Consider the following 15,179-nt stretch of genomic DNA (forward strand, 5'->3'; position numbering starts at 1 on the left):
TCCTGACGCACAAGATCAATTGCGCTACCCGCGTCATGTGCGATTTTCACACGTTATCCCGCGTCGGTCATGGCGTCGGCCAGATCGAAAGCGATGATCCGTTCATCTTCAACGATAAGTGCTGTCGGGCTTTCAATGGACATGGCTTACCCTCCGGGGAAGTGCCCTGAAATTCGCTTCAAAGCTGCTTCTGAGGTTGCGGAACTATTAAAGACATTTATTCGAGGTTGTACAAGCAACGTGAACGTGAAATGAGAGATCCGCAGGAACTAACGTATCTTTGGTTTTAGTGCTCGTAAGCCGTTCCCAGCCCTGCCGACCGCGCCGTGTGTCCAAGATCGCTTTGATCGGATACTTTTACTGCGGCGCCGACTGCAGGGACGGGTCAAAAATTGCCTCCGCTGAAATCGCAGGAGGACCAAAAGCCGGACCTGATAGTGTTTACGCTCCGGGTCGACGGTTTCCGGCGCTTCGTCCGGAGCGGCCATCGCGGAGATGAAACCTTTGGCGTCGGAACTGCCAAAGGATTCGGGTTCGACGGCATCGATCGGCGGAAAATTCAACCCGAGTACGCTTTCGCCTCGTGCAGCGACGCGACTGGACGGGCAGGACACTCCTTCTTGGCTCGGTGGTCTGCATCGCGTGTGAGAAATCTCGCGCGCCTGTTTGCATCGCTTCAAGAGAGCTAAAGCTGATGGGTCCAACGATGATCCGGGCAGGCCGGCCGGGTCGACCGAGATCCCACAAGGAATGTCTGTAAGACGGCCCTGAGCTTCCCATTAGGCTCATCGCCGGGATGGCGGACGTGCCTGAATTAACGAAGGCGAAGGCCACCCCTATAGACTGCTGCGGCCGACGGCCAAGGCTTGGCATCGAACTGGGATGCCCCACGCGCTCGAGCGGAGCATGTTAGCCGACCGGCCAACCTGATCTGCTACAGCGACTGGTTGGCGCCGAGATCGCGGGAACGCGAGCGTCACGAGGCGCGGGAGGAAGTCTGTTTTGGAGGGGCAATTTCGGCCCCTGGAGGTTCGGTCCGTGAACGCAGATGCCCTCCACAATATGCAGAAGCGTTCGCCTATCCTTAGGCCGAAGGCCCACGACACTATCGGGTGTGGGTCTTTAGCTGAGTGCAAGACAGTCAAAGAGCATACTCAACATAGGCGGCATGTTGCTGACAAACCGACCGACTTACCGGATTCAGAAGCATCATGTGATTACAGCGAGAAGCCGCTCACATGTCCGGACTATGTTCCCCGTAGGTGCGGTGGCCACGCCGAGCAGCAGCCCCGCCTCCGCCGTTGCAGGCGATGCGTACCACGGTGAAAGCGCCGCGGGAAAGGCGCCGAACGTGAGCGCGGTTCTAGCCATCGCGACATCGGGGGCGCCCTTGGGCAGCTTCAGCAGAACTGACAGTCCTTGAGCCGAAACTCTATGTGGGCCGAGAGCCTCTCGGAAAAAATCGAGAACCGGCTGCCGTGCCGACACGTAGGCCCGCTTCGTTCTCCTCAGGTGCCGCAGATAGTGGCCCTCCCGAATGAATTCGGAAATGGCCAGTTGTATCGACGGGCTGGGAGCTGGAGCGAGACACGCCGCCACTTCAGCGAAACGGCCTGCAAGGTCTTCAGGAGCGATCACGAAGCCGAGCCTTAATGCGGGACTGATCGTCTTGCTGAAGGACCCAATGTGGATGACACGGCCGATATTGTCGATGGAAGCAAGCGCCGGCGCGGCTCGCCCAGTCAACTGCAATTCGCTCAAGTAGTCGTCTTCTATAATCCAGCCATTGCTGCTCTCCGCCCACTCAAGAAGTTGCAGCCGTCTCCGCAGCGATAGGGTGGCACCAAGCGGCGCCTGCTGGCCCGGCGTCAGTACTGCGAGCCTCGCATCGGGATGAAGGCGAAGCGCATGATCGAGGACCAAGCCTTCGTCGTCGACGGGGATCGGAAGTGGCCGCAAATGGGCGAGCTCAAGCGCCCGCCGGGTCCAGGCGAACCCCGGATCTTCAAACCACGCGCATTCGTCTCTTATCCCGAGCGCGTTGAGGGTCAGCCCAAGCCCCCCTGCGAACCCGGCAGTAATGATGACCTGTGACGGCGAGCAGTTGATGCCTCGCCCCACAGCCAAATAGGCTGAAATTTCTCTCCGAAGATCCAGCTCGCCGCGGGGGTCGGGGTAGAGCGGAGGAGCGGTGAGTTCTGCGCGAACGGCACTCGCCCGTATCCGTGCGAGCAGCGTCGACGGCATTGTTGAAGATGCCGGGACGCCCATTTGGAAAAGCGCGGGGCCTTGTGTCATCTCAAGATATGCCTCGACGAACGAGCCCGCCGCAGGCGACCGTTCCGATTTAAACGTGGCCCGACGACGATCGGCAACGTGCGTCCCCGCGGCCTTCGAGGATTGAATCAACTGAGCCGCGGCAAGCTTTTCATAGGCAGCCCGTACCGTTCCCCGCGCAACGCCGAGTTGGGCTGCAAGATCCTGCCACGACGGAAGCCTTGCTCCCGGCTCAAGTACTCCGTCGTCAATTGCTTTCGCGATCCCCCTTCGGATCTGCTCTGACAGGGAATGTTTTTCAGACCGGTCGACGGTCAGTTTGAGCGGCGTGTTCATGATCACATGGTACATTACTTCTTCGCGTTCTTGGTTCTTTTTTCTGCATCAAGTTGGGAGCATTTTCAGTGCGTCTCTCAAGGAGAATGAATCATGAAACGATCGATAACATCCGCTGCGGCCGCACTGGCAACTGCCATTTCGCTCGCCTCGTCGGCGGCGGCCCACGACGACGGCAGGGAGAGCGTCACGCCGAAGTTTTCTCAAGCAATAGCCAACATTCCCGGCAAGACGATGCGTGTCGTGGAAGTCGACTATGCGCCCGGCACCTCGTCTCTCCCCCACACGCATGCCTCCTCTGCCTTCATCTACGCCTACGTCCTCGAAGGAGAGGTGGAGTCAAAGGTCAATGACCGAGAGACCCGACGATACAAGGCGGGCGAAAGCTGGTTCGAGGCGCCGGGCGCCACTCACTCGGTCAGCCGCAACGCCAGCATGACGGTCCCAGCAAAGCTGCTTGCCGTGTTCGTCGTCGACACCGGCGAAACGAAGCTCACCACCCCCATCAAGTAACAGAAGGAAGTCGAACCATGACAAGAAGGTTGGATTACAACCAAGTCGCTCCCGCTGGCGCTAAAGCCCTCGGCGGCGTCTACGGCTATGTCCTGCAGAGCGGTCTACCAGGCGAGCTCGTGGATCTCGTGTATCTTCGCATATCGCAGATCAACAACTGCGCCTACTGCCTAGACATGCACACTCGCGAACTCATCAAGCGCGGCGTCAAAACCGAAAAGCTCGCCCTGGTCCAGGCTTGGGAGGAAGGCGGTAGCCTTTTCAGCGACACCGAGCGCGCTGCGCTAGCCTGGGCCGAAACCGTGACCCTCGTCTCGGAAACAGGGGTACCCGACGAAGCTTATGAAGCAGCGCGTCGAGTGTTCGATGAGAGGCAGCTTGTCGATCTAACGATCGCCATCAGCCTGATGAACAGCTATAACCGCATGGCGATCAGCTTCCGCAATACGCCTCAAGCAGTCATCGAGGCCTAGGAGGTTGGAACATGGCTGTCGTTGAAATCTCAGACGTCGGGATACCGGACAGCGCTCTCGCCCGCGAAGCGCGCGAATTCATCCGGGAGACGGAAAGCACTCTGCTGTTCGATCATTCGACGCGCGTCTACCTCTGGGGCGCCATGGCCGGGCAGCGCCGCGGCCTGACGTCTGATCACGAACTGCTATACACGGCGGCCATGTTCCACGACGTGGGCCTGACGGCCGGCTTCAAGGGGAGCCGGCTGCGCTTCGAGGTGGACGGGGCGAACGCTGCCCGCGACTTCCTTTGCGGCCATAATATCTCCCAGGACGACATGCAGAGGGTCTGGCTTGCGATCGCGTTGCACACGACCCCCGGCATTTCACCTCATCTCGATCCGATTGCCGCCCTCACGGCCGAAGGCGTCATGATGGACCTGGTAGGAGTTGGATACGATCTGTTCGACGAAGCGAAGCGCAAGGCGGTAGAAGCCGCCTTCCCGCACGGTCCGGATTTTGCCGAAGGCCTGCTGCAGGCTCTCTATGATGGTTTGCAGCATCGGCCCGAGGTGACGCATGGAACCGGTCTTGCTGACGTGATGGCCGACAGGAATCCTCATTTTCATCGTCGCGACTTCTGCTGTCTGATGCGTAACTCCCCATGGACCTGCCTCGAATGCCGCAACGATTGAAGAAGGACACCGGCATGATTGAGAAGATTGAAGGAATAGCTATTCCTGACAGCCTGCTCGCTCGTCAGGTCACCGAGTTCATCCGCGACACGGAAAACGACCTCCTGTTCAACCACTCCGTCCGAGTTTACTTCTGGGGCGCGATGGTCGGGAACAGGAAACGAATGAACTTCGACCCTGAACTGCTCTACGCGGCATGCATGTTCCACGACGTCGGCCTTACGGAACACTATGGCGACAGCCAGCTCCGCTTCGAGGTCGACGGCGCCAATGCCGCAGCCGAATTCCTTCGAAGCTGTGGGATCGCGGCCGGTGATGTCGAGGTCGTGTGGAACGCGGTCGCTCTTCACACGACGCCGGGCATACCAGAGTTCATGGGCGCGGAGATTGCGCTCGTTCAGGCAGGCGCCGGAATGGACGTGGTGGGACGGGGCTTCGACGACTTCTCCCCTTCGGAGCGTGAAGGGGTCGCCGCGGCGTTCCCGCGGGAAGAAGGGTTCGCTGAGGGCATTATCGATGCGTTCTATCAAGGCATGAGGCATCGACCTCAGAGCACTTTTGGTACGTTCAACGACGACGTCCTTGCGTTCAAGGACCCGACGTTCGAAAGGGTCGACATCTGCAAGGCGATCTTCTCGTCTCGCTGGAGCGTCAATGCCCATCAATGCGGGAAACAGTGCAACCACGGGCACTAAGTGCTCTCCAGGGCCAGTCAAGATTCAGTTCGACCCCCTCCGCCCCCGAACGGAGCACGAGCTCTCGATATCAGGAACAAAGTCATCATGAAAACACGAACGATTCTCGTCACCGGCGCGAGCCGGGGCATCGGCAGAGCTCTGTCAGATCGCTTGGCCAATAACGGCCATGTAGTCGTCGGCGTCGCCCGAGGAAGGGATCCAACCTTTCCCGGCGAACTGGTACCGATCGATTTTGGCGACGACGGTGCCGCTGCCGGCGCGCTGCAAGCGCTCACCAAGAGGTACTCCTTCGATGGCGTAGTAAACAATGTCGGGATGGCCAAGCTTCATCGGCTGGGCGAAATCAACCTGAGCGACGTCGAAGAAATGCTTCGCTTGAACATTCATTCGGCCATCCTGACCACCCAATCCGTCCTACCTTCGTTCATGGAGAGCAGGTGGGGCCGCATCGTCAACGTGACAAGCCTTGTCACGACCGGCACAGCGCTCAGGAGCGGCTACGCTGCAGCGAAGGCCGCGTTGAACAGTCTGACGCGAACTTGGGCGATGGAGCTCGCGGAGACCGGCATCACCGTCAACGCGGTTGCGCCGGGACCGACGGAAACCGAGATGTTCCGGAGAAACACCCCTGCCGGAAGCGAAGCAGAGGCCCGCTTTCTCTCGACGATTCCGATGCGGCGCCTGGGAAAGCCGGAAGAAATTGCCGCTGCAATAGCCTTCTTCCTGTCCGAAGAGGCATCTTACATCACCGGCCAGGTCCTCTTTGCTGACGGTGGTGGATCGGTCGGCGCACTTCAGTCTGATTCCCTCTGGTGCGAGCCTCACATGGAAAGGGCCCGGCTTTTAAGTGCGGCGATGGCATCGCGAAAGTCCAGAGAACGACAGGATACCTCGGTCCCCCTCAGACGTTTGCGCGTAGCAATTGCCAAAAAAGGTCCGCCGGAAGTGCACGACAAAGCCGCCGTCTTAACAAAATCCTGCCCGGTATGGCCTAGATTTTGCAGTAAGACGTGATGGGAGCATCGATGATCAACACCGCCAGCAGACGGATCGAGGCCCTGGTGCTAGCACTGGGGCCTCGCCGATATTCCAAGGCTCCCAGACACGTGGGCCTTAAGACAATAATACGCGCCAGAGAGGCGGAACTGATCGAAGTGCAGGGCGCGTTGGGCCCGAAGTGCCTGTGCCGGCTTACGTCGAAGGGCTTCCGGTACAAAAGAATTATTGAGAAACTGCCGCGGCCTGCCGCTGCCACCGCGCAGTCTCACGGCATTTCTGTCGTCGAGACGTTGCTGAACTCCGGCACGGACGCGGGTTTAGAATCGACTCCAGGCTGACGTACGCTCTCATTTTTTTGCATTAATGGCATTGGGTCGGCATCCGACTGAGCTTTGCCCGCCGATGCTTCTCACGCCTGGTAGGGACCCATAACCGGCCCAGAGTGGCGAGAGCCTTAAGGGTTCTCGCAAATCAACGCGGCAGGTTGTTGGCCAAGCCGACACTCGCAATCACCTCCCCATCACGAAAAAGCAGCGCCAACGCAGCTCTTTCCGCTAGAGCGGGCGTGCTCCCAAGCCTGAGCCACATTTGCAATTTGTGGCATTCTCCGAAAAGCTTGCTAATATGGCTCCGTTAGCACGATCTTTGGGGACAGACATGCCGTCGCTCGCCCTGCATCATGTATCGATCATCACCGCTGACTTGGCGACATCGCTTCCTTTTTACCGCGACGTATTCAAGCTCGCCGAGATCCCCCGTCCCAACTTCCCCGTAAAGGGAGCTTGGCTCGCCTGCGGCAGTCTGCAAATACACCTCGTCGTGCACCCTGAAGGCACTTTTCGCAGACGACCTTTCGTCGACCGCAATGACTGGCACTTTGCGTTCAGAACGGATGATTTCGATGCGACCCTCGAACGTCTCGAGGCCCTCGGCTTCCGAGAGGACCTCCCGGAAGATCATCCAAACTATCTTCTTGTTTCCCGCATCGGCCTGGCTGGTTTTCCCCAGCTATACCTTCGCGACCCGGATCTGAACGTAATCGAAATCAATGGTGCGCCCTAAGGCGCAACCACGTGGTCGTTGCGATGCACCCGCTCCGAGCCTCGCATCCAGGAGCTTCCGCGGAAACGCCCACCGAAAAAGGAAAAAGCCAATATTCGCGGAGTTCATCAGTTTCTAGTATGGAAATATCGATCTCGTGTCGAGTTGACAGACCAGCCCGCGTTGTTTTACCAGGCGCCCGTCGCAGGCTTGAGATACCGACGACATGCAATGATGGTGCGCATGAGGAGGCCTTGGAACCAAAGGGCAAAGCTGGTTCCAAGGCCTTTCTTTCGCTACTCCGTCCGCCAATCTCAATGCTTTTCGTGCTTCTGAACTGGCTGTCTGAGTCTTCTGGCATCGGCCGAACCCGCAGTTTCCCGGTTCATATGGAACATGATCCGGCCCTCCCCGTGCGTAGGCGGGCGGCTGCATTCGAAGCAGATGCCGTGCGCCGGAAGACTTAGGGCGTTGGAAAGTCCCATACGTTTCGCGCAACGTTCTGCGAGTCCGAACAGCAGAATTGTTTCTGCCCAAATTCGGACAGTTCCCCGGTAGTAAATCATGGTCATCGGCCTCCGCATCGGGACCTTTCACCAACGCCAGGAGTTCGTCATGTCCAGACTTGCAAACAAGACCGCTCTCATTACTGGGGGCACCAGCGGCATCGGCCTGGCAACGGTCCGCAGCGCCGCCATTGTTGAGAAGGCCCGCATCGAGTTCGGCGACAAGCTACCGTGGGAGTTCTCGATGACGCCTCGCACCGGGTCGGAATTCCGCTGGCGGCGTCAGGTCTGAACGGATGAGGGCACTTCGATCGGGCTCGCGTCCGCCACATAACTCTCTTTGAGTACGGCAGCGGCATCGGAGATCGCCACTACAATCTCCCGGACTCCCCAACCCGCCGCCGTTGCCGTCGAGAGAAGACCATCCAACGCCGATCTAACCTGTTCCTGGGCCTGCTTAAAACGCTCGGCTTCGACATCCGTCGTCGGACTAGCGAATACATTCTCAAGCTTGACTGGGACAGCTTCGACCATCGGGGTTCTCCAAGGTTGCCAAACCCCGAAAGCAGGACGATGTTCCCGTTATTTGAAAAAGAGCTTCGGTCAACGTTTCGCGTCGTCAGCAACGTATATCGTCGTGGTGTTTTCGATCCTCGTGCAAGGACTGACTTCGGTTGCCTCGCCAAAAGCTATTCGTCGAGCCTCGCCAAACAACCTCGACCATCGTGAACCATCTTCGCCTTCTCGCGTTTTGCGGGCAGGAGGTGGTTGAAGATGAAGATGGGCTTCGTCGATCGCAACGCGATACTTCTTTCATTGCCTCAGAAGGAGGCAGACGCCCTTCGGGTGTTGGCGTATCCGGTTCCGCTACCGGTTGGGAAGGTTCTCGAAGATCCGCAGCGGCCGATCAAAGACGTCTGGTTCATCGACCAAGGAGTGGCATGCTCGTTCGTGGAGGCACGCTCCGTTGGGCGTGCAGGAATTGGGCTCGTCGGTCCGGAAGGTTTCATCGGCGTTTCCCTTCTCGACGGGTCTGTCCACGCTGCGACGAAGGTAGTCGTACAGGTTCCTGGGGAAGGACTGCGTGTCGACGCAGCCGACTTTCTGCATATCCTTCGACGGTTCCCGACGTTGGAAGTCTCGTGCCGCGATTACCGCCGGAACGCGTTTCTACAGGCAGCAGGAACCGCGCTTGCGAACGCCAGGGGACACATCGAGCACCGAGTCGCCAGATGGCTGCTGATGCTTGATGATCGCCTCGGACAAAGGCATATCGACATCACGCATGAGTGCCTCGCGGCGATGCTCGGCGTCAGAAGACCTGGAGTTACCGGGGCCCTGCACGTTCTGGAAGGAACGGGCGTGATCCGCTCCACGCGTGGCCACGTACAAATTCTTGACCGCGAGGGGCTGGAGGCGGCCGCCCGAGGGTTCTACGGCTCCAATGAGAGATTGGAGCCGCCAGAAGAAGCCAAAAGCTTGGTCGAGTTGGGAACCCGACAGGTGCGACGAGGTTAGGGCCGCAACGGAGGCCCGTCATGACCAAGTACTTTTTTGGCGTCAGGCACGAAGGTTATCTCGTAGAGGATCGCGAGGGGAGCGATCTTCCGAGTCGATCCGAAGCGCGGGCAGAGGCCCTGGAAATCCTTCGAGACTTGATCGCCTACACGATCCAAGCTCGCTCCGAAAATTTTCCGACGGGCGTCGAGATCGTCGATGCAGATGGAACATGCGAGATAGTCTCAACCATCGAAGCGATACCTGCCCTGCTAAATTTGCTTGCGACGGCGACTGATCGGCTCGCGAACAAACGCCCGGCCCCTAATGGCGACGAGGAAGTGCGGAAGGCTGCAGCGATGTCTGCGCCAGCCGGCTGGAAAAGCGTCATTCTTAGAATGTATTAGTCTGCTCGAACATGACGCCGCTGAACGACAACAATGGGCTGGAGGTGCCGTTCTATCATTCTAAACTCGGGACCGAATGGCAGCGGCAGGAACTTCTGAAGCGCTTCACGGGCGAGAGTCGACCGAAGCTTGATCACATCATCTGCACGAACGCCTTCGGCATGGGACTGGACGTTCCCGACGTTCGCCTTGTCATCCATTGGCAACAACCGTCTTCTGTCGAGGACTACCTGCAGGAATTCGGCCGCGCCGGCCGCGACGGCGCACAATCCGTGGCAGTCATCTTCAAGGAAGAAGTTCGAGGAGGCGGTCGTGACGTCGGCCTGCTTCGCTACATGGCGGAGAAGACTTCGTTCCGCGCCGCGACCGACGAGAGTTCAGCGCGACGGATCCTGGCGCACAGAACACAGCAGATCGCAGACCTTCGGAATCTCCTCGAAGGAGACGGTTGCTACCGCGACCGCCTAGTGAGCTACTTCGAAGGTCCCAAGGCTGGAGGACGACAAGGACTAGGACGCGCTATTTTGAACGCCGTCTTCAGCGCAAGGCCGTCGACCAGACGGTTTCGCTACTGCTGTGACCACTGCGCGGCAATGAGCCCGCGACTGGAGAGCCTGCCCGAGCACGTCACAGCGGTGTTTGGAAAGCATCGGTGATCTCATTGTCGCCAGCTTCATACCTTTCGATGATCCTCAGGATGTCCGCAGCAAGGGAACTGAAGTTAACCGGCTCGGCCTTCTCCATTGTCGTCCCTTGCATTCTTGCGAAAAGTAGCTGCTCAAGCCGTCGCTGCTGTAGACCGCGGCCGTCCATGCCCAGACGGTCTTTATCGATTTCAATCATGGCATCTCCTTTTGAACATCGTCGTACGCCGCGGCGACCGGTGCAAGTTATCCGGACCCGCGGGTGCAGATCTTGACTCTGAAGAAAAGCGGAACATAATAGGAACATATGCCTAGTTGTCAGGAGACACGACCGTGCCCTCGCGCGCGACTGCGGAGACTATCGCCCACCTTCGTGAAGTCATCGGCCACACCGACGGCGGGGCAAAAGGTCTCGTAGATCGCTGCCGTTCGGTCTTCCGAACATCGATGGACGACTTCCTCACGGGGGCCTCGCCTACGGCGCGATACATGAGGTGGGTGGAGGCGGAGACGACGCGGTGTGGGGAGCGGCGTCTGCCCAATTCGTCGCGGGAATAGCGGCACGGACGACCGGTCCGGTGGTGTGGTGCTTCTCGCGACCCGACCTGTTCGCACCTTCGCTCTCTGGCGTCGGACTGGCGACGAACAGGCTCGTGTTCGTAGAGTGCGCGAACGACCTCGCCGTGCAAGAAACGTTCGAGGAAGCGTTCCGACACGGAGGTCTGGGCGCCGTCGTGGCCGAAATTTGTCGTCTTCCAATGGATGTCTCCAGGCGCTTTCAACTCGCGGCCGAGCAGAAGGGAATGCTGGGTCTGATCATTCGGAGGTGGAGGCGCAACACCGAGGTTACCGATATCGGCAATCCGACCGCGGCAAGTACACGGTGGAGAGTCTCTCGGCTGCCGTCCACGCCGTTGCCCGTGGAAGGGATAGGTCGTCCTCGATGGCTTGTCGAGCTCATGCGGCAGCGCGCTGGAGAAGCGTTCGACGTCGAGGTCGAGGCTTGTGACGAACGCGGTCACATGTCGGTGCCAATCGGCAAAGGCGCCGAGCAGCTCCGCAGGGTTGGCTCCTGACAAGGCCCCGACGCCTCCGACCCTAAACGCGCAATGCGAGCGCTTTCGCACAGGTTCAAGAAGTTACTGAACTAGCGCTTGGCGGTCGCCATGACTTCCGCGAGCGTCGGTTGAGGATCGGCTATGACTTCAAGGAAGTCGTCGAACGCGATCAGCAATACCCGGCCTTCCCCATGGGCATCCAACAGACGTGGCCCACCCGAGAGCGCCTCGACCGACATCGTCAGCAAGAACTTCCGCGCTGTTCGGACCGAAACAGCTTCACCGGCCACTTCCTCGATGATCGAACCGATCGCCAGCTTCCGATCCAGCATCGCCTTGGCCTTCAGCCCTTTCACGACCAGTTTCCAGGTTAAATCCGAGGGCGCTTTCATCTGCTCGCCCTCCCTCTCCGCGACATCATCCTCTCGACATCAATGCCGCTCGCACATCCTTCCAACTCGAGCTTGTCGGCAAGACGCACGATAATCTTCTCGTGCTGCTCGACGATTGCCCTGGCCCGCTGCCACTCTTTCAGGAGGACCTTCTCGACGCGTTCCCGCACGCTCGCGACGTCGCGGCGCAAAGCTTCCAGATCTGCGGACGAGTTTGCCGAGAAGTAGCCGACGGTCTCGCCCATCGCTAGCTGGACGTCCATGAACGTCGCGAGATCGGTAGCCTTCTGGATGTCCGAGCCAGCGCCTCCGGAGCCTTCGAACGCCGTACCGAGAATGACCTCCTCCGCAAGCCTTCCTCCCAGGAGCATCGCGATCTGACCGAGAAACGTCTGGCGGTCCCGCTCCTTCGCATCGTCGAGAACGAAATGCGTGTGTCCCGCCGCGGACCGTCCCCGCGCTACCGTGTCGTGGACCACGACCCGCTCCAGCTTGCCGACGCCCAGGTGAAGACCGACGACGGCGTGACCCGCTTCATGCACGGCAACCGTCCGGCGCCTTTCGCCGGAAATCTTCAGGACAGGAGGAAGCGCGCCGAGGATCAGCTCGGAGGAAGGTTCCACACGTGCCCTTCGTGCACGTCTGCGTACATCCCTCCCCATCTGCTCGAAGTCCGCCCCGGTCATGCCTTCCGTCAACGATACGATCCTGTCAACGTCCACGTCGGAAAGATCTTTCCGAAGATATCGTTGGCATAAGGCTCTTCTGGCAGACGCGTCTGGAAGCGGGATTGCAACATGACGATCGAGCCTGCCCGCTCTTCTCAAGGCGGGATCGATCTTTTCCGGAAAATTAGTGGCGGCGACAAGCACCACGCCCTCGTGCTTCTCGAAACCGTCGACGAGCTCCAGAAGGGAGTTCACGACCTGAACCCAGTATTGATCGTACTGCCCCCGGATCGTAGCCCGGTCGCCGATGCCGTCGATCTCGTCAATAAACAGAATGCAGGGCTTCTTCGCCACCGCGTCGTGGAAGCTCCTTCGCATGGCCGAAAGGACGCCGTCCAGATGTCCTGCGGCGAGCCACTGGGCTACAGACGTCGCGACGATCCCGGTATTGCATGTGCGGGCGAGCGCGGACGCAAACAGAGTCTTCCCGCAGCCCGGCGGCCCGCTGATCAGGATCCCTTTGTCGACCTCCGATCATTCGATCGTACCATGGCGCCAGCTTTCGACGTCGTCGGCTAGATTGAAGCCCCAGTCCTTGGCCGGACCGTATCCATCCAAATCAACGAGGCTTGGCCCGTCGGTCGAAGCGTACCGAGCAGCAGGCGGCGTCCGTCGAGGAGACCGCCGCGGCTCTTGAACAAATCACGACCACTTGAAGGACTCTACCCGCCGCGCGGAAGAAGCCGGCGCCCTCGTCACTAGAGCGCGTGATGGCGCGGCGAAGTCTGGCGATGTGGTGCGCAATGCAGTTGCGGCGATGCAGGCCATCGAAAAATCTTCGACCGAGATCAGCAACATCATCGGGGTAATCGATGAAATCGCCTTCCAAACCAACCTGCTGGCCCTCCACGCCGGAGTGGAAGCGGCTCGCGCCGGCGAAGCGGGTAAGGGTTTTGCGGTTGTTGCCCAGGAAGTTCGCGAACTCGCTCAACGCTCGGCGACCGCTGCCAAGGAGATCAAAACCCTGATCATGGCATCTAGTAATCAGGTGCGTTCTGGCGTCCAACTCGTTGGAGAGGCCGGGACTTCATTGGAAACGATCGCGGGCGAAGTCCAGGAAATCAGCCGTCATGTCAGCGCGATCGTCGAGGCGGCTCGGGAACAATCGACCGGGCTCCAGGAAATCAACACCGCAGTTAACACGATGGACCAGGGGACTCAGCAGAACGCTGCCATGGTCGAGCAATCGACCGCGGCGAGCCACGGCCTGGCGAAAGAAGCAGCCTCACTCAACGCGCTCCTGTCCCAGTTCAAACTTGGGGGTGCTGCGTCAGCTCAGTCGACAGCTTTGCGCGGCATGGCTCGGATAATGGCCGCACCCGCAAGCCGTCCGGCACCTGTGGTCGAAAGCAAGTTGCCGACGAAAAAGGTCGCCAACGGCTTCGGTGCATCTTCAGGAACTTGGGAAGAATTCTGAGGTCCACGACGAGTAGCTAGAGTGTTAGCCCGACCGCCTGCATGATCCAGGCGGGGACCGGGATAGAAATCTGGTCGCCCCTTGCAGGCGGCGACTGGACGAGCGCATGGTTGCGATCCCGAACTGACGCGGCCGCCAACGCGATTTCCGACGATATGGGACGCCCACTTAAGGGTCGGCGATGCCGCCCGCAGTTCGGTAGCCGTGTACGCCGCCAGATTGCCGAGGTGTAGCCGGATTGGGATGGAGGTAGAGCGGGAAACGTCGTCTCGCAAAGCCTTATGATCTTGGAGGCCGGTGCACGGTCCTCTCCGCCTCCTTATCTTGCCTAGCCAACCTATCTCAAGCGAAGCGACGCGTAGAAGCCGCCGATCCGGCTGAAGCCGCACCACTCGGCAGCCTCAGGTATCGTGCCGTCAAATCACTGAAAAGCGTGGGTTTCCGGCAAGGCCGCAAAGACGTTACCGGAACCATCAGCTCGCAGCAGGGTTATCTCAGCGGATCCGTTCACGAAGATCTGAACATCGAGAGGAAACACCATGAAAAAGCTTATTCTCGCCGCCGCGCTCGTATGCGCCTCGTCTATTTCGGCCTTCGCCCAGACCGCTCCTGCCGCCAATAGCAATGGCGATACACCGGCCGTTGCCACCCCAGACACGAAGAACCCGACCGCGCCGGTTGAAGGTGCCAACAGCTTCACCGAAGCTCAGGCCAAGGACCGTATCGAGAAGGCTGGCTATACCGACGTCAAGGACCTGAAGAAGGACGACAAAGGCGTCTGGAACGCTGCGGGTATGAAGGACGGCAAAGCCGTCACGATCGCCCTCGACTACCAGGGCAACGTTGTCGCCAAGTAACCCAAGGAGATCACAATGAGAACTGTAACCGGACTGTTTGACGACTACAGCGATGCCAGCGCCGCGGTCAGCGCGCTCGAATCCGCTGGCGTGCGCTCTGACGATATCAGCATCGTCTCCAACAACGCCGACAAGCGTCATGGCGATTCCAACGCGGCCGAAGGCGCCGGGACCGGCGCCGGCATTGGCGCGGTCGTCGGTGGTGCGGGCGGTCTTTTGACCGGCCTCGGTCTGATGGCGATCCCGGGCGTCGGTCCCGTCGTGGCCGCCGGCTGGCTGGCTGCGACAGCGGCAGGTGCCGCGGCTGGGGCCGTTGCGGGCGGTGCGACTGGCGGCATCATCGGAGCGATGACAAGCTCTGGCGTCTCCGAACGCGATGCCCACGTCTATGCCGAAGGCGTTCGCCGCGGCGGGACGCTCGTCACCGCCAAGGTCGACGACGCATTGGCCCCGGAAGCCGAGGCAATCCTCAAGCGCTCGAACTGGGTTGATCCGACCGCGCGCCGGGCTGCCTACGAAGAGCAGGGTTGGACGCGTTTCGACGACACGCTCGACCCTTATAATGTAGACCAGGTGGAACAAGAACGCCTGCGTTATCGTCGCACGAGCCTGTAATCGATTAAGACAGGGCGCTTCGCGGCGCCCTGTCCCTCGAGACTTGG

General features: G+C 59.7%; 17 protein-coding genes and 2 pseudogenes. 14 read left to right on the plus strand and 5 right to left on the minus strand.

From position 1 onward, the window contains the following. Positions 1-1,209 precede the first annotated feature (1,209 nt). Positions 1,210-2,613, minus strand: coding sequence for a MocR-like pyridoxine biosynthesis transcription factor PdxR (pdxR, locus tag ABIE40_RS27990; protein WP_199628671.1), 1,404 nt, complete (start codon positions 2,611-2,613; stop codon positions 1,210-1,212). A 93-nt stretch (positions 2,614-2,706) separates the two neighbouring features. Between pdxR and ABIE40_RS27995 the strand changes: the two genes are divergently transcribed. The 8 genes and pseudogenes from ABIE40_RS27995 to ABIE40_RS28030 form a co-directional block, all read left to right on the plus strand. Beyond that, positions 2,707-3,126: a cupin domain-containing protein gene (locus tag ABIE40_RS27995; RefSeq protein ID WP_199628626.1), complete on the plus strand. Its 420-nt coding sequence runs from the start codon at positions 2,707-2,709 to the stop codon at positions 3,124-3,126. 17 nt (positions 3,127-3,143) lie between these two features. After that, on the plus strand, positions 3,144-3,599 hold the full coding sequence (locus ABIE40_RS28000) for a carboxymuconolactone decarboxylase family protein (protein WP_199628625.1): 456 nt from the start codon (positions 3,144-3,146) through the stop codon (positions 3,597-3,599). Between the two features lie 11 nt (positions 3,600-3,610). Then, a complete protein-coding gene (locus tag ABIE40_RS28005; protein WP_199628624.1) occupies positions 3,611-4,273 on the plus strand; it encodes an HD domain-containing protein in 663 nt (220 codons plus the stop codon). A 14-nt stretch (positions 4,274-4,287) separates the two neighbouring features. Further along, positions 4,288-4,968, plus strand: coding sequence for an HD domain-containing protein (locus ABIE40_RS28010; protein ID WP_199628623.1), 681 nt, complete (start codon positions 4,288-4,290; stop codon positions 4,966-4,968). An 87-nt stretch (positions 4,969-5,055) separates the two neighbouring features. Then, positions 5,056-5,985, plus strand: a complete 930-nt coding sequence (locus ABIE40_RS28015) for an SDR family oxidoreductase (protein WP_199628622.1) — start codon at positions 5,056-5,058, stop codon at positions 5,983-5,985. Between the two features lie 11 nt (positions 5,986-5,996). Further along, positions 5,997-6,308 carry a hypothetical protein gene (locus tag ABIE40_RS28020; RefSeq protein WP_199628621.1) on the plus strand — a complete coding sequence of 104 codons (312 nt, stop codon included), beginning with the start codon at positions 5,997-5,999 and terminating at the stop codon, positions 6,306-6,308. Between the two features lie 319 nt (positions 6,309-6,627). Further along, complete coding sequence (locus tag ABIE40_RS28025; RefSeq protein ID WP_199628620.1) at positions 6,628-7,032, plus strand: VOC family protein; 405 nt, start codon at positions 6,628-6,630, stop codon at positions 7,030-7,032. A 594-nt stretch (positions 7,033-7,626) separates the two neighbouring features. Then, positions 7,627-7,743: pseudogene (locus ABIE40_RS28030) on the plus strand (short-chain dehydrogenase); the annotation flags it as partial. A gap of 56 nt (positions 7,744-7,799) precedes the next feature. Here ABIE40_RS28030 and ABIE40_RS28035 read toward each other — a convergent pair. Then, entirely contained in the window at positions 7,800-8,051 is a 252-nt protein-coding gene (locus ABIE40_RS28035; RefSeq protein WP_199628619.1) for a hypothetical protein, read from the minus strand. 240 nt (positions 8,052-8,291) lie between these two features. Between ABIE40_RS28035 and ABIE40_RS28040 the strand changes: the two genes are divergently transcribed. The 3 genes from ABIE40_RS28040 to ABIE40_RS28050 are packed head-to-tail and all read left to right on the plus strand — an operon-like array spanning position 8,292 to position 10,077. After that, a complete protein-coding gene (locus tag ABIE40_RS28040; RefSeq protein WP_199628618.1) occupies positions 8,292-9,035 on the plus strand; it encodes a Crp/Fnr family transcriptional regulator in 744 nt (247 codons plus the stop codon). 20 nt (positions 9,036-9,055) lie between these two features. Then, on the plus strand, positions 9,056-9,421 hold the full coding sequence (locus ABIE40_RS28045; RefSeq protein WP_199628617.1) for a DUF6894 family protein: 366 nt from the start codon (positions 9,056-9,058) through the stop codon (positions 9,419-9,421). An 11-nt stretch (positions 9,422-9,432) separates the two neighbouring features. Then, complete coding sequence (locus ABIE40_RS28050) at positions 9,433-10,077, plus strand: helicase-related protein (RefSeq protein ID WP_199628616.1); 645 nt, start codon at positions 9,433-9,435, stop codon at positions 10,075-10,077. Here ABIE40_RS28050 and ABIE40_RS28055 read toward each other — a convergent pair. The 3 genes from ABIE40_RS28055 to ABIE40_RS28070 all read right to left on the minus strand — a co-directional run bounded on the left by ABIE40_RS28055 (position 10,049) and on the right by ABIE40_RS28070 (position 12,699). Beyond that, positions 10,049-10,264 (minus strand): hypothetical protein, encoded by a 216-nt coding sequence (locus tag ABIE40_RS28055; protein ID WP_199628615.1) that lies wholly within the window; start codon positions 10,262-10,264, stop codon positions 10,049-10,051. The genes ABIE40_RS28050 and ABIE40_RS28055 overlap by 29 nt on opposite strands. Positions 10,265-11,212: 948 nt before the next feature. Continuing rightward, a complete protein-coding gene (locus ABIE40_RS28065; protein WP_199628614.1) occupies positions 11,213-11,515 on the minus strand; it encodes a hypothetical protein in 303 nt (100 codons plus the stop codon). Next, on the minus strand, positions 11,512-12,699 hold the full coding sequence (locus ABIE40_RS28070) for an AAA family ATPase (RefSeq protein ID WP_354541270.1): 1,188 nt from the start codon (positions 12,697-12,699) through the stop codon (positions 11,512-11,514). Before ABIE40_RS28070 ends, ABIE40_RS28065 begins: the two co-directional genes overlap by 4 nt. A 125-nt stretch (positions 12,700-12,824) precedes the next feature. On the opposite strand from ABIE40_RS28070, the pseudogene ABIE40_RS28075 reads away from it, so the two are divergent. From ABIE40_RS28075 to ABIE40_RS28085, 3 genes and pseudogenes are all read left to right on the plus strand, one after another. Continuing rightward, positions 12,825-13,660, plus strand: a pseudogene (locus ABIE40_RS28075) (methyl-accepting chemotaxis protein); the annotation flags it as partial. Between the two features lie 539 nt (positions 13,661-14,199). Then, positions 14,200-14,517: a PepSY domain-containing protein gene (locus ABIE40_RS28080; RefSeq protein ID WP_199628613.1), complete on the plus strand. Its 318-nt coding sequence runs from the start codon at positions 14,200-14,202 to the stop codon at positions 14,515-14,517. A 15-nt stretch (positions 14,518-14,532) separates the two neighbouring features. After that, positions 14,533-15,132, plus strand: a complete 600-nt coding sequence (locus ABIE40_RS28085; protein WP_199628612.1) for a general stress protein — start codon at positions 14,533-14,535, stop codon at positions 15,130-15,132. The last annotated feature ends 47 nt before the right edge of the window (positions 15,133-15,179 follow it).

Origin of the sequence: Rhizobium sp. OAE497 (assembly GCF_040546565.1) — a bacterium.
GTDB lineage: Bacteria > Pseudomonadota > Alphaproteobacteria > Rhizobiales > Rhizobiaceae > Rhizobium.